This is a genomic window from Lysobacter gummosus, assembly GCF_001442805.1.
In the GTDB taxonomy this organism is placed as follows: domain Bacteria; phylum Pseudomonadota; class Gammaproteobacteria; order Xanthomonadales; family Xanthomonadaceae; genus Lysobacter; species Lysobacter gummosus.
This window is the reverse complement of sequence record NZ_CP011131.1, coordinates 4,317,088-4,335,354: the sequence shown is the minus strand read 5'-3', so window position 1 is coordinate 4,335,354 and position 18,267 is coordinate 4,317,088. Positions and strand designations below refer to the sequence as shown.

Annotated in this window: 15 protein-coding genes; 4 read left to right on the top strand and 11 right to left on the bottom strand. The window is 66.3% G+C overall.

Translation table 11 applies throughout. The features are described 5' to 3' along the window. Positions 1-28: 28 nt before the first annotated feature. The 4 genes from LG3211_RS17580 to LG3211_RS17565 form a co-directional block, all read right to left on the bottom strand. Entirely contained in the window at positions 29-721 is a 693-nt protein-coding gene (locus tag LG3211_RS17580; protein ID WP_057943959.1) for a hypothetical protein, read from the bottom strand. Positions 722-945: 224 nt separating this feature from the next. Beyond that, on the bottom strand, positions 946-2,016 hold the full coding sequence (gene rlmM / locus LG3211_RS17575; protein ID WP_057943958.1) for a 23S rRNA (cytidine(2498)-2'-O)-methyltransferase RlmM: 1,071 nt from the start codon (positions 2,014-2,016) through the stop codon (positions 946-948). A 129-nt stretch (positions 2,017-2,145) separates the two neighbouring features. Beyond that, positions 2,146-2,721, bottom strand: coding sequence for a nucleoside deaminase (locus LG3211_RS17570; protein WP_057943957.1), 576 nt, complete (start codon positions 2,719-2,721; stop codon positions 2,146-2,148). Then, positions 2,718-4,487: a glutamine--tRNA ligase/YqeY domain fusion protein gene (locus LG3211_RS17565; RefSeq protein WP_057943956.1), complete on the bottom strand. Its 1,770-nt coding sequence runs from the start codon at positions 4,485-4,487 to the stop codon at positions 2,718-2,720. Before LG3211_RS17565 ends, LG3211_RS17570 begins: the two co-directional genes overlap by 4 nt. 192 nt (positions 4,488-4,679) lie before the next feature. Between LG3211_RS17565 and LG3211_RS17560 the strand changes: the two genes are divergently transcribed. Next, entirely contained in the window at positions 4,680-4,952 is a 273-nt protein-coding gene (locus LG3211_RS17560; RefSeq protein WP_057943955.1) for a putative signal transducing protein, read from the top strand. 264 nt (positions 4,953-5,216) lie between these two features. Next, the gene (locus LG3211_RS17555) at positions 5,217-6,173 is read left to right on the top strand and encodes a DMT family transporter (RefSeq protein WP_057943954.1); all 957 of its coding nucleotides are present in this window, start codon (positions 5,217-5,219) and stop codon (positions 6,171-6,173) included. A 117-nt stretch (positions 6,174-6,290) separates the two neighbouring features. Here the strand turns inward: LG3211_RS17555 and LG3211_RS17550 are convergent, their stop codons facing one another. From LG3211_RS17550 to LG3211_RS17540, 3 genes are all read right to left on the bottom strand, one after another. Continuing rightward, positions 6,291-7,931 carry a peptide-N4-asparagine amidase gene (locus LG3211_RS17550; protein ID WP_057943953.1) on the bottom strand — a complete coding sequence of 547 codons (1,641 nt, stop codon included), beginning with the start codon at positions 7,929-7,931 and terminating at the stop codon, positions 6,291-6,293. A 346-nt stretch (positions 7,932-8,277) separates the two neighbouring features. Further along, positions 8,278-8,589 (bottom strand): putative quinol monooxygenase, encoded by a 312-nt coding sequence (locus LG3211_RS17545; RefSeq protein ID WP_057943952.1) that lies wholly within the window; start codon positions 8,587-8,589, stop codon positions 8,278-8,280. A gap of 217 nt (positions 8,590-8,806) precedes the next feature. Continuing rightward, complete coding sequence (locus LG3211_RS17540) at positions 8,807-9,751, bottom strand: LysR substrate-binding domain-containing protein (RefSeq protein WP_057943951.1); 945 nt, start codon at positions 9,749-9,751, stop codon at positions 8,807-8,809. 155 nt (positions 9,752-9,906) lie between these two features. Here LG3211_RS17540 and LG3211_RS17535 point away from each other — a divergent pair, with 155 nt between their 5' ends. Both LG3211_RS17535 and ahpD read left to right on the top strand, forming a co-directional pair. Continuing rightward, positions 9,907-10,446: a peroxiredoxin gene (locus LG3211_RS17535; protein WP_057943950.1), complete on the top strand. Its 540-nt coding sequence runs from the start codon at positions 9,907-9,909 to the stop codon at positions 10,444-10,446. Positions 10,447-10,809: 363 nt separating this feature from the next. Continuing rightward, positions 10,810-11,337 carry an alkylhydroperoxidase, AhpD family gene (ahpD, locus tag LG3211_RS17530; protein ID WP_057943949.1) on the top strand — a complete coding sequence of 176 codons (528 nt, stop codon included), beginning with the start codon at positions 10,810-10,812 and terminating at the stop codon, positions 11,335-11,337. Positions 11,338-12,226: 889 nt separating this feature from the next. Here the strand turns inward: ahpD and LG3211_RS25870 are convergent. The 4 genes from LG3211_RS25870 to LG3211_RS17515 form a co-directional block, all read right to left on the bottom strand. Next, complete coding sequence (locus tag LG3211_RS25870) at positions 12,227-12,409, bottom strand: hypothetical protein (RefSeq protein ID WP_148648986.1); 183 nt, start codon at positions 12,407-12,409, stop codon at positions 12,227-12,229. A gap of 78 nt (positions 12,410-12,487) precedes the next feature. Continuing rightward, positions 12,488-14,095: a PKD domain-containing protein gene (locus LG3211_RS17525; RefSeq protein WP_083512625.1), complete on the bottom strand. Its 1,608-nt coding sequence runs from the start codon at positions 14,093-14,095 to the stop codon at positions 12,488-12,490. 523 nt (positions 14,096-14,618) lie between these two features. Next, on the bottom strand, positions 14,619-16,493 hold the full coding sequence (locus tag LG3211_RS17520) for a tetratricopeptide repeat protein (RefSeq protein WP_057943948.1): 1,875 nt from the start codon (positions 16,491-16,493) through the stop codon (positions 14,619-14,621). Between the two features lie 54 nt (positions 16,494-16,547). After that, positions 16,548-17,747 carry a PqqD family protein gene (locus tag LG3211_RS17515; RefSeq protein ID WP_057943947.1) on the bottom strand — a complete coding sequence of 400 codons (1,200 nt, stop codon included), beginning with the start codon at positions 17,745-17,747 and terminating at the stop codon, positions 16,548-16,550. Between the last annotated feature and the right edge of the window lie 520 nt (positions 17,748-18,267).

Here is an 18,267-nt window from a genome sequence, read left to right as displayed (position 1 = left end):
GAACGACGGCCCCCTGCCGTGCCGACGCTTACCGCCTCCACCCCGCAATCTCGCTAGCACTCAACACCCCGTCGGCATTGACATCCACCGCGATGAAATTAGCGCTGAGCGGCGTGAACGCGCGTGCCTCGCTGCGCGTCAAGGTCCCATCGGCATCGACATCGAGTGCGACGAAATTGACATTGCGTCCATCCGACGGCGGAGCCACTACAGTCGCCGGCAGCTGATTGGCTTCCGCGGTCGCCGCAGCCGCGGCCTGCGCCACGCTGGTGGCATCGGTGGCGATCGCGTTCGCGGTGCGTGCTTCGCTCATGGCCGCCTGGGCTTGGATCGCCGCGCCGGTCGGGTTGCTGCCGGAGACCGCGGCGGCCTGCGCCGAACGCGCGGCTTCGGAGGCGCGCACGGCCTGGCGCGCGGCGGTTTGCGCATCGATGGCCGAACTCTTGGCTTGTTCGGCGGTGATTTGCGCCGCTACCGCGCCGCGTGCGCTGATCGCGCCCTGGTCGCGGGTGTCGGCCGCCGCGCGCGCCGCCGTCTGCGCGCTTGCCGCGTCCTGACGCGCGGCTTGCGCCTGCGCCGCGGCGATGTCGGCTTTCTCGATCGCTTCGTGCTTGGATTCGACCTTGGCCGGAACCTGCGCCGATGCGGCGCCAGCGCTCGCCATCGCGGCCAGCAGGGTCAAGGCGAGCAGGGAGTGTCGTTGGTTCGCGTGCTGCTTCATGGCGGAGCCTCGCGCTGGGGAGAGGCCCGACGCTAGCCCTGTGCGGATCAATCGGATGTCAATCTTCGAAACCCGCGCTGAACGGCGCGGCGTCACCGCGACGACGCGAACTACGGCGACATCGCGCTGCCGTGTGGAATCGACCGGGATATGCATGCGCAGCAAGCGCACATCACCTGCGCATCACCGCGATGAACCGCAGCCATCGCAGGCGAATGCGCCGCTTACTTGGGCGTAGCGAACACCGTGATCTCTTCGCGATCGTGATACAGCTGGCGCGCGCGCACGATCATCGGACGATGCGCCTGATGTTCGAATGCTTCCAGGCAGATGCGCGTTTCTTCCCAGCGCTTCTTCATCGGCAGCTTGAGATTGAAGATCGCCTGCCGGCACCAGTTCTCGCGGAACCAGGTGGCCATGCGCTCGGCCACGCGCGCGGGCGACTCGACCATGTCGCAAACCATCCAGTCCAGCGTGCGCTTGGGCTGCCAGGTGAAACCGTCGGCGCGCAGATGATCGACGCGGCCGCTGTCGAGCAGCGCCTGCTTCAAGGGGCCGTTATCGACCGAGGTGACCTTCATGCCGTTGCGCATCAGCACCCAGGTCCAGCCGCCGGGCGCGGCGCCCAGGTCGGCGGCCTGCATGTTGTCGCGCACGCGGCGTTCGCGTTCTTCGTCGTCGAGCAGGGTCAGCAGCGCTTCTTCGAGCTTGAGCGCGGAGCGGCTGGGCGCGTCGGGATGCATGCGCAGGCGCGCGATGCCCAGCGGCCACGGCGCGCTGTCGTACGGCTCGGACATCGCCAGCACGGCGTGATCGCCGGCCAGGAACGCCACGTGCAGGCGCGGCCGGCGCGCGTCGTCGGCCTTGCTCAGCCATCCGGCCTTGCGCAGCGCCGGGCGCAGCGCGTTGCCGAAGCTGCGCGCCAGACCGGCCAGCGGCTTGCCGTCGTCGGAGTCGGGATGCTCGACCCACAGTTCGCCGAACATCGACACGTTCAGGCCCGAGCCGCCCAGCGCATCGAGCGCGGCCAGCATCGGGGTGATGCGGTCGGTCGGATTCAAGTTGGGCAGATCGGCCAGGCGCACCAGCTTCTGCCGGGCGAAGATCAGTTTCGACCACGGCAGCGCGCGCGACAGCGCGGCGGCGTCTTCGACGATGAATTCGACGTAGCCGCTGTTGCGCTGGGTGCGCGCATAACCGGGATGGCCGGCGAGCGCGGCGCGTTCGCTCAATTCGGCGGCGAGTTCGGGTTCGAAGCCGGCGCGGCACCAACACAACAGGGCGGAGTCGGTCATCGTGGGACACTCGCGGAAGCAAAGGGTAGGAGCGGCGCGAACCGCGACCGCGCCGATTCGCGAACCGGCGCGGTGGATTGCAGGAGCGTCGCCGCGGCTCGCGCCGCGTCTAGCCCTTGAAACGTCGGATCAGTACGAAATGCCGCTCTCGCCGTAACGGCGCAGCACCTCGCAGGCGGCGTCGCGATGCAGGTCGCGGCGCACGGCGATGCCGCGGCGTTCCAGTTCGCCGATCCAGTCCGCCGGCAGCGGGCCTTCGTCGAATTCGGTCAGGCGCATCACGTCTTCCGAGCGCGCGCCGATCAGCAGATGGTCGATGCCGGCCCAGAAGCTGGCGCCGTAGCACATGCAGCACGGCTGCGCCGAGGTGGCCAGGGTCATCGGCCCGATGTCGTTGAGCCGGAACGCGCTCAGCGCCGCCTGCGCGCACATGAAGGCCATCATCTCGGCGTGGGCGACCGAGCAGTTCTGCGGCACCACGCGATTGACGCCTACGCCGATCACCAGGCCGTTGCTGTCGAACACCGCCGCGCCGAACGGGCCGCCGGTGCCCAGCTCGATGTTGCGCCGGGACAATTCGACCGCCAATGCGACCTTGTCCTCATCGCCGGGATAAGCGCGCTGACGGTCGACCGCTTCATCGATCCAGTCCGGCAGGGCCAACTGCACCGCGCCGGTCAGCTGATAGGAGATTTTCGGACTCATTCCTTGCTCGCCCAGGTATCGCGCAGCGTCACGCTGCGGTTGAACACCGGCTGCTGCGGACGATGGTCGTAGCGATCGGCGACGAAGTAGCCCACGCGCTCGAACTGGAACGCCTGCTCCGGCGCGGCCTGCGCCGCGGCCGGCTCGACATAGCCGGTGACGGTGCGGCGCGAGTTCGGATTCAGGTGATCCTTGTAGGTCTTGCCGTCGCCGTCGTCGTCGGGCGCGGCCACGTCGAACAGGCGGTCGTACAGGCGCACTTCGGCCGCGACCGCGTGGCGCGCGCTGACCCAGTGGATGGTGCCCTTGATCTTGCGATCGGCGCCGGCCATGCCGGGACGCGATTCGGGATCGAGCGTGCCGCGCAGCTCGACGATTGCGCCGGCCTCGTTCTTGATCACTTCATCGCAGCGCAGGATGCCGGCGCCGCGCAGGCGCACTTCGCCGCCCGGAATCAGGCGCTTGAAGCCCTTCGGCGGCACTTCCTCGAAATCCTCGCGCTCGATCCACAGATGGTTCGAGAACGGCACCTGGCGCGAGCCGAAGCTCTCGTCCTTCGGGTGATTGGAGAAGTGCAGCGATTCTTCGTGCGAATCGTCCAGATTGGTGATGACCAGCTTGAGCGGATCGATCACCGCCATGCGCCGCGCCGCGGCCGCGTCGAGGTCTTCGCGCAGGCAGCCTTCCAGCACCGAGTAGTCGATCACCGAGTTCTGCTTGCTCACGCCCAGGCGCTCGGCCCACAGGCGGATCGCGGCGGCGGTGTAGCCGCGGCGGCGGATGCCCTGCAGGGTCGGCATGCGCGGATCGTCCCAGCCATCGACCAGCTTGTCCTGCACCAGCACCATGAGCTTGCGCTTGCTCATCACGGTGTAGTTGAGGTTGGCGCGCGAGAACTCGATCTGACGCGGAATCGCGGCCTCGTTCGGCAGGCCCTTGGCCAGCAGCGGCGCCAGCAGCTCGGGCGAATGGGGCAGATCGACCTTGCTCACGCACCAGTCGTACAGCGGGCGGTGGTCTTCGAACTCCAGCGTGCACAGCGAATGGGTGATGCCTTCGCACGAGTCGCTGAGCGAATGGGCGAAGTCGTACATCGGATAGATCGGCCAGGCGTCGCCGGTGTTCTGGTGGGTGACCTTCTTGATCCGGTACAGCGCCGGGTCGCGCAGGTTGATGTTGCCCGAGGCCATGTCGATCTTCGCGCGCAGGGTGCGTGCGCCGTCGGCGAACTCGCCCGCGCGCATGCGCCGGAACAGGTCGAGGTTTTCCTCGACGCTGCGGTCGCGGTACGGCGAGTTGCGGCCCGGCTCGTTGAGCGAGCCGCGGTAAGCGCGCACTTCCTCGGCGCTGAGATCGCAGACGAAGGCGTCGCCCTGGCGGATCAGCTTTTCGCCGGCCAGATAGAACAGTTCGAAATAATCCGAGGCGTGGCGCAGCTCGGCCCACTGGAAACCGAGCCAGCGCACGTCGTCCTGGATCGCCTCGACGTATTCGGGGTCTTCCTTGGCCGGGTTGGTGTCGTCGAAGCGCAGGTTGCAGCGGCCGCCGAATTCGTTCGCGACGCCGAAATCCAGGCAGATCGCCTTGGCGTGGCCGATGTGCAGGTAGCCGTTGGGCTCGGGCGGAAAGCGCGTGCGCACGCCCTGGTGCTTGCCGCTGGCCAGGTCGTCGCGAACGATCTGACGGACGAAATCCTGTTTGACCGCGGCCGGGGCGGCGCTGTCGGCGGGATGTTCGGGGGCAAGACGGGAAGGATCGGCGGACATGCAATGCATCTTGAGAAAGAGAGAATCGGGAGTTTAGCCGGTGCCGGGCCGGCTTGCCCGTGCGAGGCGGTCCGCGCAGGCCAGGGCGAGCTTGCCCGGATGGCTGTTTCGGCGGCGGGCGCGCCCGCCGCGGCGCGGCGGCGTATGCTGGCCGCAGACTCGCAAGGCCGCGCAGGCCGAAGGACAGCGACGATGAAAGTCGTCTACGAAGCCGCCCATCTGATCGACGCCCATCTGGTCCGGCACGCGCTGGAAGACGCCGGGATTCCGGTGTTTCTGCGCGGCGAAGCGCTGGTCGGCGGGCTCGGCGAGTTGCCGCTGTTCGGCGCGGTGCAGGTGTGCGTGCCGGAAATCGTCTGGCCGCAGGCGCGCGAGGTGGTCCAGCAATTGTCGCTGGGCGAGCCGCCGCCGGCCGAGCCGGAACCGCTCGCGGCGATGCCGCCGCCGGGCTGGCTTCCGGCCTGAACGCCGCGTTTCGGGCCTCGCGGCCCGGGTTTGCCGGCGGTTCGGCCGCGGCGCCAAGGCGCCACGGGTCCGCGATCTGAAGCTGCGGACCGGGCCGGGTCCCGACCCGACCCAATCAACCTATCCCCATTGAAGCGCCCGTCGCGGCGCGACCGGCCCGGTGCCGGCCGCCGCGACGCGGCGCCCCGTCCAGGGCCAAGCCGTGGGCGGATCGACCGGAGTTTTCGCGATGCGATCGATACGACTGTGTTTCCGGGGGCGCGCATGAACGCCTCCTCTCAAGCCTCCTCGCGCGGCGCGCTGTTGCAGATGCTGCTGGGCGCCAGTGTCATCAGCAGCTCGGCGGTGTTCGTCAAACTGGTGCAGATCGGCCCGGCCGCCTCCGCGTTCTGGCGCATGGCGCTGGCGGCGGTGATCCTGCTGGTGCTGCTCGGCCAGCCGTGGCGGCGCGGTCGCCTGCGCCATTGGCGGCCCGAGGGCCGGGTGCTCGGGCTGGTCATGCTGGGCGCGGCGTTCCTGGCGCTGGACCTGTGGCTGTGGCACCGCAGCATCCTTTACGTCGGCGTCGGCCTATCGACCTTGCTGGCGAATTTCCAGGTGTTCGTGCTGGCCGGCGTCGGCGCGATCTGGCTGGGCGAACGCGCCGGCTGGAAGCTGTGGCTGGGCCTGAGCATGGCCCTGGTCGGGTTGGCCCTGCTGCTGGCGCCGGGCTGGGAGCACATGGACGCGCGTTTTCGCATCGGCGTGGCGTTCGCGCTGGCCGCGGCCTTGTTGTATGGCGGCTTCCTGCTCGCGTTCCGCGCCGCGCAGGCGCGTCGCGGAAAGACGCCGAACGAGGCCCTGCAGTGGTGGCTGTGCCTGGGATCGGCGGCGATGCTCGGCGCGATCGTGCCGTTCGGCGGCGAGACCCTGCTGCCGGCGAGCGCGCGCGACTGGATGATCCTGACCGCCTACGCCGCGATCGCGCAGGTGCTGGGCTGGCTGGTGATCGGCCGCGCCATGCCGAAGCTGCCCGCGGGCGTGGTCGGCCTGTGCCTGTTGCTGCAGCCGCTGTTGGCTTATGTCTGGGATGTGCTGTTCTTCCATAAGCGATTGGGCGGGGTCGAACTGATCGGCATCGCCTTGTCGCTGGCAGGCATCTTCCTGGGATTGGCGCGCGGCGATCAGCCCTTGTTCGGCCCGCGCAAGGACGCCGGCGAAGCTGAGGATTCGTCCACATAAGTTTTCTGCTTGCGCTTATGTGAGAGGGGCTTAGCCCCGACGTCTTTCGATCCGACCCAACCGCAGCCTCACCCTTGCCCCGCGCCGAAACGCGGGGCAAGGCGTGCCGCGATGCGATCAGGGCTGTCCGCAGCGATAGCGATCGGTCGCGATGAAGCCGTTGCTCTGCGAAATCTCGTGGTCGTAGCAACCCTGCGTGCCGATGCTGCGGTGGCGCTGTGTCGAATGCCCGGTCGCATGCCGCTCCGGCCGCGGCACGCCGTAGTTCCAGCCGGCTTCGCCTTCGAAGCGGTTGCGCTTGATCTGCGCGAGCGCCGGCTGGCCCGGGGCCGGGGTCTGCAAGATGTTGGCCTCGTCGGAGATCTTCATCCTGGTGACGATGCGCTGCGCCGTGCCCGAAGGCTGCACGCTGATCGAGCCGTCCACGCCGAAGCGCTGCGATTGCCTCGACACGCTCGGCAGGCCGCGGCCCAGGCGAGTGACGGTTTGAGTGTCGTTCCATTCGCCCTGGATGCCATCGGGGTTCTCGTCCGCGCCCCAGCCGTGCAGATTGGTGTTGCCGACGATGCGCTCGACCGTGGTGTATTCGCGGCCCTTCGAGGTATCGACGTAACCGCTCGCGCGCAGACGATGGCCGCCGCGGGTATCGACCTGGAACGTTCCGTCCGGCGACGCGCTGTATTTCGACTCGGCCGCAAGCGGAGTCAACTCGTAACTGAGCAGACGCCCGCCGGTGGCGGCGCGGCGCGCGTCGGTCCAGGCTTGCAGGTTCGGCTGCAAGGTCCAGCCGGAGGCGCCGTCGGGCAGGTTGGCCACGCGAAACCGCACTTCGTGCGCGCGGCCGTCGTTGACCGCGCCGATGAAGGGCGACAGGTCGTAGCGGATCGGCTCGATATTGAACGCGCGCGACGCCGGTAGCACGTACCACAGGAACGGATTCGACCAGCCGCCGGTGTAGATGTGCGGATACGGCATGGCGATGCCGGCGACGCGGCCGTCGATCAGCACCTGCACTTCGCGATACGGGCCGTGCTGGGCGGGGCAGGAGTAGTTCGCCTCCGGCGGCGCGGTGAAGTACCAGAACTCTTCGCAGCCGCCGCCCGAGCCGGTGGCGTAGACCTCGCCGATCCAGCGCGTGGCGTTGGCGGGCAGGGTGTAGTCGCCGATCAGATCGCTGCCGTCGCGGCGTTCATTGCTCAACGGCGCGACCGCATCGGCGCTGTCCGGCGCCGGGTGGCGGCGGTCGGCGTTGTAGAACACGACCCGCGCCTGCACGTAGATCACGCCGGTGTAGGTCTGGTTGACCACGTTGCCCAGGTACATGCGCACCTGCTGCGGCGATTTCAGCAGCGCCGCGTAGGCGCTGATGTCTTTTTCGACATGCCAGCCGATGCCGTCGCGCGAGGGCTCCGGGGTGCTGGTCGACAGCACGGTCATGCCGCCGATCTGCAGATAGCCCAGGCGATCGAACTGCACGCCTTTCACCTGGCCGTCCATTTCCAGCACCACCTTGCTCCACGGGCCGGGGCAGGCGGCCGGCGGCGCGATCGCGCCCAGGTGCCATTCGAAATCGGCGAACGCGGTGTCCAGTACTTCGACGGTGCAACTGCGCGTATCCGGGCGGGCCACCGGCGGGTCGGCGGTGCGCGGGTCGTCCCAGTCGCTGCCGAATTCGTCGGCGGCGAACACCGGCGCGGCGCTGAGGCACAGCAGGCCGAGCGCGGCGGCGGACAGGCGCGAGGGTAGGCGTGATCGCATGTGGGTGATCTCGTAAGCGGAGGGAGGGCCATGGCGAGAGCCGCGGAATGCGGCGGCACCGCGATGGGCGGGGCGGTTCCGAGCTTCCGGCTTCGAGTGCGAGGCGGCAAGGTGCGCGTGTGGCGCGATGCGGGCAATCCTGCGACGGATGCCTCAGTTCGTCGGTCCTTTTTGCAGGAGCAGCTTCAGCCCCGATGCTGTTCGCTACGGGGCAGTGATCTGATCGAGAGGCCTCGGGGCTGAAGCCCCTCCCGCAAAAGACTTCGGCGCGTTCATGCCGGGGGCTGAGTCGGTTTGCACGGCCTCGAACCCATCCTTCTCTCGCCTGCGGGAGAGGAGGCAACGGCTAAGCGAGTTTGCGCAGCCCGATCAGCCGCAGGGGCGCGCCCAGCAATTCGTCGAAACGGCGTTGAAACGCCTTGAAGTGCGGCGTGGCGATGTGGACCTGGAAGGCGCCCTGATCGGCGAAGGATTCGCGCATATAGAACGTGCCGGGCTCATCGGCCAGTTCGAACAAGGTGTAGTCGAGGCAGCCTTGCTCGTCGCGAGTGGGGGCGACCAGTTCGATCAGTGCCGCAGCGAGCGCGACGCGTTGGCCGGGGCGGGCCTTCAGCACGGCGATGTTGATCACGGGGGTGGTTTCGGTTTGCGCCGGCATGTTCGTAGTCCTCAGGGATGGGAGCCGGGGCGCTGGAGCGCCCGCGGTCTGGTTGTCACTGTAGGAATGCGGTCAAGGCCGAAACAGCGGCCGGCGGCGCAATCAGTTTCAAGCCGCGATTGCGAATCGGCGCGACGGCGCGCGATGGATGTCGGGTGAACCGGGCGAAACCCCGGGTCTTTTCGCTGATTCCGCCGGGGCCGGCCGCGCGCGAAGCTCAGTGCGGCTCGCGCAAACTTTTGCGTTCCGCGCTGGTGGGCGGTCGCTGCAGCAGCGAGGCCGGCAACTTGCGCAACTCATCGGCCAACTGCATCAGGAAATCCGACATCGCCGAGCTGCGCCGCCACAGCATGCCGACTTCGCGGTGCGGGGATTCGCCGTTGAAGCTCAGCAGGTGGATGTCCGGCGAGGGCGGCACCGGCGGCTGCACCGCCAGCATCGGCAACAAGGTGATGCCCACGCCGGCGGCGACCATCTGCCGCAGCGTTTCCAGGCTGGTGGCGCGGAACCCGTCGCGTTCGTCGGCGCCGGACAGGCGGCATACGTCCAGGGCCTGTTCGCGCAGGCAGTGGCCTTCTTCCAGCAGCAACAGGTGCTGATCGTCCAGGTCGTGCAGATCCAGCGAGTCGCGCCCGGCCATCGGATGCTGCTGCGGCACCGCCAGCAGGAAGGGTTCGTCGAACAAGGGCTCCACATGCAGTTGGTCGTCGTGGATCGGCAGCGCCAGCAGGCCGGCGTCGAGGCGGCCGTCGCGCAGGCGGGCGAGGATCTGGTCGGTCTTCTCTTCCACCAGCAGCAACTCCAGGCGCGGGAAGCGCTTGCGCAGGCCCGGCACCACGTGCGGCAGCAGGTACGGCCCCAGCGTCGGGAACAGGCCCAGGCGCACCGTGCCGGCTTCCGGGTCCTGGCTGCGGCGGGCGATCTCGCTCATCTGCTCGACATCGGCGATGACCTTGCGCGCGCGTTCGGCGATATCGCGTCCGACCGGCGTCAGCATGACCCGCCGCGGCGCGCGTTCGACCAGCGATACGCCCAGTTCTTCCTCCAGCTTCTTGATCTGGGTGGACAGCGTCGGCTGGCTGACGAAACTCGCCGCCGCGGCCCGGCCGAAGTGCTTGTGATCGGCCAGGGCGACCAGATATTTAAGATCACGAAGATTCATACGACGGCTGTCAATTGAGGATGGCTATCGGCATAATAGGAACAATTCATTTCATTAATCAAATGCTGTGATGCAACATACACGGCATAGGTTGTACCCATCGGCTACACCCAACCCGATTTCCACCCATCCCATCCCCTCAAGGAGTCATACGCATGCTTTCGATCGGCGAAAAGTTCCCCAAGTTCAAGGTCAAGGCCACGGTCGGTATCGACAGTCTCGATAGCGCGTTCGCCGACATCGACAACGACACCTACAAGGGCAAGTGGCTGCTGGTGTTCTTCTACCCGAAGGACTTCACCTTCGTCTGCCCGACCGAGATCAAGGGTTTCGGCGACCTGAACCAGCAGTTCCTGGACCGCGACTGCCAGGTACTGGCCGCGTCCACCGACAGCGAGTTCGTGCATCTGGCGTGGCGCAAGGATCACAAGGATCTGCGCGACCTGCCGTTCCCCATGCTGGCCGACATCAAGAAGGACCTGACCTCGGCGCTGGGCATCCTGACCGACGACGGCGTCGCTCAGCGCGCCACCTTCCTGGTCGATCCGGACGGCATCATCCGCTTCGTCTACGTCACCGACGGTTCGGTCGGCCGCAACCCGCAGGAAGTGCTGCGCGTGCTGGACGCCCTGCAGACCGACGAGCTGTGCCCGTGCAACTGGAGCCAGGGCGAGAGCACCCTCAAGGTCGCTTGATTCGTCCGAGACCGTCCGGCAACGGACAGTTCGTAGCGATGATCGGCCCGGAGTGATCTCCGGCGGAGCCGGATTCCGTGACCCGGCTCCCCTCTGGTTCTGCTGCGCTGTCGGCCTGAGCCGCCAGCGCAGGTTTTTTCGGCAACACCCGCATGCGGCCGGTCGTACCGGCCCCCCTCCCTCCCGTGCGGGATGTGCCCCGCGGCCGGGGTTCGCTCCGGCCGCACTTACTCGCGCATGCGTGTCAGCGCAGGCGCCTTTCTTATCGTCATCCCAGCCAGCCGTGCGCTTGCGCATGCCCGCCAGGCGTTGACGCGTGTCCGTCGCCCGACGGATGGTTTCCGCAGATTTCAGGAGTTTTCGATGAGCCTTTCCGAACTTCGCAATTCGCTGCCCGATTACGCCAAGGACCTCAAGCTCAACCTCGACAGCGTGCTCAGCGACGCCGGTTCGCCGGGCGTGGACGCCAAGCAGATCCGCGCGATAGCGCTGGCCTGCGCGATCGCCTCGCGCTACAAGCCGTTCGCCGCGGCGGTGGAGGAATTCGCCGCCGAGAAGCTGTCGCCGGAAGAGATCAACGGCGCCAAGGCCGCGGCGGCGGTGATGGCGATGAACAACATCTACTACCGCGCCACCCATCTGATCCAGAACGAAGAGTACGGCCAGTTGCGCGCGGGTTTGCGCATGAACGTGATGGCGAATCCGGGCATCGACAAGATGACCTTCGAGCTGGCGTCGCTGGCGGTGTCGGCGATCAACGGTTGCGGTGCCTGCATGGACTCGCACGAGAAGGTGTTGCGCAAGCATGAGATCAGCGCGCAGGGCGTGCAGAGCGCGCTCAAGATCGGCGCGGTGGTGCATGCGGTGGCGGTGACGTTGGAGCAGATGTGATCGGTTGATTTGGCCGATGGCATGGTTGTACGGGATCGCCGGCGAAAGCCGGCGATTTTCGTTTTGGGGGGCGTTATCTTCCTGTTGCTGTTGCTGTTGCTGTCGCTGTCGCTGTCGCTGTTGTAGTGTTAGTTGTAGTTGTAGTTGTAGTTTTTGCTGTTTTTGCTGCTGTTGCTGTTGCCGTGATTTGCTTCGTCTTTGCTTCAGCTCTGGCTTGGCGCAGCTAGTAACTCGCGAGACCAGGGACACCCGGAGGGCGGCGCACATGGACGTGCGCCGGGTGTCACCTTGGGCAGGATGCCCAATGTGGCACCTGCCTGCGCAAGCACCGTACTCGTGGCTTTTGACTCGAAACAGCCAATGCGTTTTCTTTGGTTACTTTCTTTGTCGCTTTGGACAAAGAAAGTGACCCGCCGCTTTATGGCGGAAGCGTTTAGCGTTTGATCTTGCTTGTGGCTTCTAAGGCTTCTAAGGAACCTGATGTCCTTGATCGAAACAACCAGATCTGCGCACTCCCTCCTACCGTCATTCCCGCGAACGCGGGAATCCAGCGACTTCAAGCGTTCTCGCACGAAAGGCACTGGATTCCCGCGTTCGCGGGAATGACGAGCAAAAAGCAGAAGCCTCAAGCGAGAGCGAGAGCGAGAGCGAGAGCAAGGGCGAGAGCAAGATCTAACGCTTAAAGCTTCCGCCATGGAGCGGCGGGTCACTTTCTTTGTCCAAAGCCACAAAGAAAGTAACCAAAGAAAGGGCTTTGGGCTGTTTCGAGTCAAAAGCCACGAGTACGGTGCTTGCGCAGGCAGGTGCCACATTGGGCATCCTGCCCAAGGTGGCACCCGGCGCACGTCCATGTGCGCCGCCCTCCGGGTGTCCCTGGTCTCGCGAGTTACTAGCGACGCCCAGCAACTACAAAAACAAAGGCGAAGCGAAGCAAAATCTTGGCAACGGCAACGGCAACGGCAACGGCAACGGCAACGGCAACGGCAACGGCAACGGCAACGGCAACGGCGGCGGCGGCGGATTCTATGGCGCATCCAGGCCAAAACAAAAAAGCCACCGCCATGCGTTGCATGACGGTGGCCCCGATCTCCCCTCACACCCCAACCCCAAAACCGGCGCCCTAGCGCCGATCAGATCCCCCTCACACCACTCACCTGACCTCGAACTCATAAATCCGAGTAGCCGGATCCGTGTTCTGCGTAGGCGTAGTCACATTGAGCTTCACGTACCGCGCCGAAGTCGCCGTGATCGAGTGCGTGGAGGAATTGCCGGTGTTGTTGGTGATCGTCACCGGCGTGCTCCAGGACGTGCCGTTGCTCGAAGTCTGGATGGTGAAAGCCTTGCTGTTCCACGTCGCCGATTCGCCGCCCGCGCCGGCGTGCTTGACGGTGAAGCTGCTGACGGTCTGCGCCGAGCCCAGATCGACCTGCAGCCACGACGGCGAGGTCAACGAACAGAACTTGTCCGTGTTGCCGCCCGAGACGCTGCCGTTGACCGCCTTGGCCCCCGATTCGTTGCTGTTGCACGCGGTCGAACTCGTGGTCGGTTTGTTGAGCGCGAGGTTGACGTTGCCCGCGCCGACCGACACGGTCGAGGTCTTGGTGTTGGTGGCGCCGCCGTTATCGGTCACGGTGAGGGTGACGGTGTAGTTGCCGGCGCTGGCATAGGCGTGACTGGGATTGGTCGCGGTGGAGGTGCCGCTGTCGCCGAAATTCCAGCTGCGCGAAGCGATGCTGCCGTCGGCATCGCTGGAGGAATCGCTGAAGTTCGCGGTCAGGCCGCTGATGCTGACGCCGAAGTTCGCCACCGGCGGAGTGTTGCCGCTGACGGCGGCATTGATCGCGGAAGCGTATTGCGCGGTGGTGCCCTGCGCCCAGCACTTCTGGATGTCGTCGTACAACCACAGGAAACCGCCGCTGATGCCGGCGCTGGTCTTCCAGCCGGCCATGCGCGTCTGCACCTGCGAGGGGCTGTCGCCCGAGGTGCAGCCGCTGCCGTGCTTGGTCCACAGGCCGGGCATGACGGTCATGCCCATCGCGGTATTCCAGTTCGCCGGATCGTTGCCGGCGCCGCCGTCGTACACCTGCAGGTAGATGCGATCGACCGAGCTACCCAGGTTGTCCTTGACGCCCTTCCAGAACGATTGATTGGTGTACGGCGCGAAGGTGATCTTGTAGCCCAGCCCGACCAGCATCTGGCCGAAGGTGGTGGTGTCGGCGACGTTGTAATGGCTCTCGTCGTCGAAGTTGACCGCGTCGGCGCCGGTGGCGGTCTTCAGCGCCTGGAAATTGCGGTACAGGATGCTGGTGCTGCCGGTACCGCAGACGATGGTGGTGCCGCAGCCGGCGGCGGTGCCGTTGGCCAGTTTGGCCATGCGCTCGAAGTCGGGTACGCCCCAGGCGCCGATCGAGACTTCCACGCGCTTGACCGAGGTCGGCGCGGTCTTCAGCGAGGCCAGTCGCGCCGGCCAATCGGCGTCGGCGCCGGCGTAGGCGCCGTTCTTGACCACCGGGATGTCGTTGTAGACCAGGTCGCCGTTGTCCTCGATGTGGATGCTCCACAGGAACACTGTGGTGAAGCCCGAATCGCGCAGGTCGTTGATGACGGTCTGGCCGCCGGAATAGAACGGGCCTCCGCCGAAGATCGCCGATTCGCCGCCGACCGCGGCCGGCGCGGCGAGGGCGAGACTCAGCGCGGCGAGCGCCGGCATCAGGCGGCGCGAGGCCGCGGACGGTTTCTGGTTCGACTGCTTCGACATGGAGCGATCCCCTGCGGTGGGCGTCAAGGCGACGCAATGGCGGTAATGCGCATCGGAGTGCCGCGATGAGGTTCGCGGTCCGGCAATGCGCGCTCGTCGCCAAGCCCGGCGACGCGCTGACAGTGCGAGCGCCGATTCCGGCATGTCAATATTTAGATCGATTTAAAACAGGTAAAAACGTTTAAACCCGGCGCGCCGTCGAGGTTTTCCCCGAGCAATCAAGGCGCTGCATGGATTCGCGCGGCGATGGCGAAATCCGAACCCGCGCACGGATTGCGCTGGCCACGCGTTGCGGCGCAGCAAGCCGCTGCGCGATTGAGGCGACGCGGAGTCGTATTCGCGCGCGGTGTCCGCGCGCGATGCAAGGAGTGGGGCGGGTGTGGAGTCGGAATGGCGATCCCGCTTTCGAGCCACGCCGTTATGAGATGGCGCGACAGGGCGCCATCGCTTCCGATGGACAGACCCGAACCGCACTTGCGAGAGAGGCGCTCAGGCCCGAAGCCCGAGCGCCCGGGCCGAAACCTCAAGCCGTTTCGCGACAGGCCTCGGCGCGATCGAGATCGAGCCGGTACAACTCGTCCTGACGCATGGCCTTGTGGATCTCGGCACGGTTCTCGTAATGACCGGCCTGTCCGCCATCGATCGCGATCACGTGATCCATGTCCGACAGCGCCAGATCGTAACGGCCGCGACCGAAATGCATCACCGCGCGGTTGACCCGCGCCGGCACCGAATCGGCCGCAAGCGCGATCGCCGCGTCGTAATCGGCCAGCGCGCGCTCGGCGTCGTCGAGTTCCTCGTGGATTTCCGCGCGCAGCACATGGATCTCCGGCTGCGCCGGATTGAGTTCCAGGCTCAGTTCGAAGAACGCCAGCGCCTGCTCCCATTCGCTCAGGCGCGAATGGCAGACGCCGCGATTGAAATGCACCTCCGGATACGGCGCGCTGTAGCGCGCGGCCGATTCGTACAGCTCCAGCGCTTCCTCAAAGCGCTCTTCGCGCTGCAGGATGTTGGCGCTTTCGTTGTAGTACTCGGAGTAGTACGGGTCCATCTCGATCGACTTGCGGTAATGCACCAGCGCGTCTTCGGTGCGGTCGAGCATCACGTAGACCTGCGCGGTGTTGTACTGCAGCACCGAGCGATGCAGGGTGTGGCGATCTTCGCCGAGTTCGCGCGTGAGCAGGGCGTAACCCTCCTGGCACAGCGCCAGCGCGTCCTGCGGCCGGCCCTGGCGCACGCGCAGGAAGGCCAGGCCGTTGTCGATGAACACCTTGAGGAAAGTCTGATCGGCATCGGGGATTTCGCCGCGGGCGGCGTCGATGTCGGCGGCGGCGAGCAGGATGTAGTGCTCGGCCAGTGCCAGATCGGGCTTTTTCGAATAGCGCAGGTAGATCATCGACAGCAGGTAATGCATCTTCGCCCGCAGCTCGCGCCGGGTCAGCCGGGGCTCGGCCAGATCCAGGATCAGGCGCAGCGCGCGCACTTCGGCGTCGGTGGTGACCATGCCCTGGAAAATATTGCCCAGGTAGTTCCAGCGCGCGTCTTCGTCGTCGCCGACCATCTCGTCGAAATGCGGCAGCACGGTGTCGGCGAAGCTGGCCGACTCGTGGTAGTAGCCGTAGTGATTGCACAGGCACAGCGCGCGCAGCGCGACCTGCGCCGCCGCCAGCGATTCGCCGCGGCTGAGGTGGTGCGCCAGCAGGCGCGGCGCGTTGATTTCCCAGTCCAGCGCGCCGCCGCGGGCGAGTTCGGCTTCGAGCGCGGCGCCTTCGGCTTCGCCCGGCGCGCCGGCGCGCGACGGCGCCGGACGTGCGCGCAGCTCATCGCTCGCGAGCGAGGTTTGTAAGCCAGGCGCGCGCCGACCCAGTTCGGCGTGATCGAGCGCGCTGTCGATGATCACCGCGATTTCGCCGCGCCGCGCCGCGCGCCGGGCCAGTTCGGCGAACAAGCGCGTCGCCAAATGCTGGGCGTGGTCGTACTGGCGTACCAGCACCAGCCACGACTCGCCCGGCGCGACCGCCTGCTTCCAGTCCAGCACCAGGCCGACCAGGCCGTGGACCAGGCGATAGGCGCGATCGAGCGGGAAATTGCGCGTGCGCTCGGCGTCGCGTGCGGTATCGGTCAGGCAGGCGTACTTGAGCGGTATGCGCTCGCGATGCAGCGGCAAGGCCATGTGCAGTTCGGCGTTGTGCGCGTCGATCAGATCCTCGCGGCCGTGTTCCAGCAGTTCGAGGTAAGCGCGCTCGGCCAGTTCGCGCGCGCCGGCCCAGGTGCCGTCGCGGGCGAAGTCGGCGTCGATCTCCAGCACCCGCGCCGGGTTCGCGGCGGCGGGGCCGGCGTTGGCCGGATGGAGTCGGAGCAGCCGCTGCAGTCCGGTGTCGCCGACGGCGAGGTTCATTGCAATCTCCTTATGCATTCGGGTCGGTGAAATGAGCGGCTGCGCCGGGCGCCTTCAGCGCCGGCGCAGCCACAGATACATGCCGCCGGCGAACAGGGCCACCGAGATCGCGGCGAAGCCGGCGGCGTCCATCGCGGTGGCCTGGGTCGCCTGCGGGCTGGCGAAACTGTCGTAGGCCTTGCGCACGTAGCGCGAGAGTGTCGGGATCAGCACGAAGGCGAGGAATATCAGCGCGGAAATCCGCCCGATCACCCATAGCAGCGAGAACGCGCGCAGCACGCCGATGTTGCGGTGATCGATCGCTTCGGCGGCTTCGCCGAAACGCCCGAAGCTGATCCGGTGCATGCGGTCGCGCAGATAGATCCGCGCCTGCCGGTCCAGGTCCGGATTGCCGAAGAAATTGCACACGACGTAGTACATGTCGGTGCGCAGGAAAATATTGAATTGCCACGAGATCGTGATCAGCAGCTGCAGGATCAGCGCTTGCAGCAGCTGGATCAGGAAGGCGTTGCCGCTGTGATCGATCAACCAGCCGATGGCGAGCGTCAGCAAGGCGATGTTGAGCACGTCCACCATCATGCCGGCCATCAGCGGCAGATAGCGCTGCGAGCGCGGCAGAGACAGGATGCCGGTCAGGTCGGCTTCGGCGACCAGATCCCACAGGCGATTGCCGATGCCCAGCCGCGAATGCACGCCGTAGCGCGCCGCGGCCATCATGTGGCCCAGTTCGTGCAGCATGGTGGCGAGGAAGTACAGCACCAGCAGCGTGACCAGGGTCAGGGTCAGGTGTTGTTCGAGATAGAACGCCTGCAGATTCAGGCGCAGGCGCGGGTCCTGATACGCGCTGAGGGCGGCATAGCCGATCACGCCCAGGTAGATCGCCAGCGACAGCGGCGAGAACAGCGCGCGCGCCAATGCCAGGTTGCCCTTGAACGAAAGACGCTTGTCGCCGGCGGTCGATTCGGCCAACTGTTCGTCGTAGCGGTGTTGATCCTGCTGGCGATGGATGAAGCCGATTTCGACGAGCTGCTCGATGAAGTCGTCAACGTCCAGGGTTTCGTCGGACTGCGCGGCCAGCGCGGCCTTGATCTGCTCGGCGCTGTCGCCCTTGCGCAGCATCTGGATGATGCGCAGACCGTCTTCGGGGAACTCGTAGAACTCGTTGAGCTCGGCGTTGCCGATGTAATAGCCATCGCCTTCGGGCTGAACCGATAGCGGAATGACGAAGTACGTCTGCTCGTCGTGCTTTGGCATTGCGGGATGCTCGATGGGACGGTCGTTGCGATGGGCGTAAGCGGGCCGGCGAACGAACGCCGGCCCGCAACCACATCTGGTGGCTGTCGAGAGCTGTCCAGGGGCGCGCGCCGCGCATGCAGCCGCGAAACGGCGGCCGACGCGATGCGCTAGGAAGGAGGGGATGTCCGCCCATCCCTGGCGGAGTTCAAGACAGTGCGCCCGCTACGGCGGAACCGCCGTGGCCGGGCGCCCGGCTCAGGTCAGAAGCGCGGCCAGGGGAACGGCAGGCAGACCCAGATCGGATACGCGGCAACGGAGGTGGTCTTCAGCTTCTGCACTTTGAGGATCGAAATCTTCTTCATGAAAACATTCCTTGGTTGAGTGAACTCATCATGTGTGAAACAGCGCCGGCGACCGTCGCGATGAACGCGGCGAGCGAAGACGGAGCGCATCGCGGCGGCGGCCGGCGCGAGGGACGGCATAAACCGCGATGTACCCAAGCCGTGGTTAGCACGCGGTTTTGCGCGCCGCAACCGAG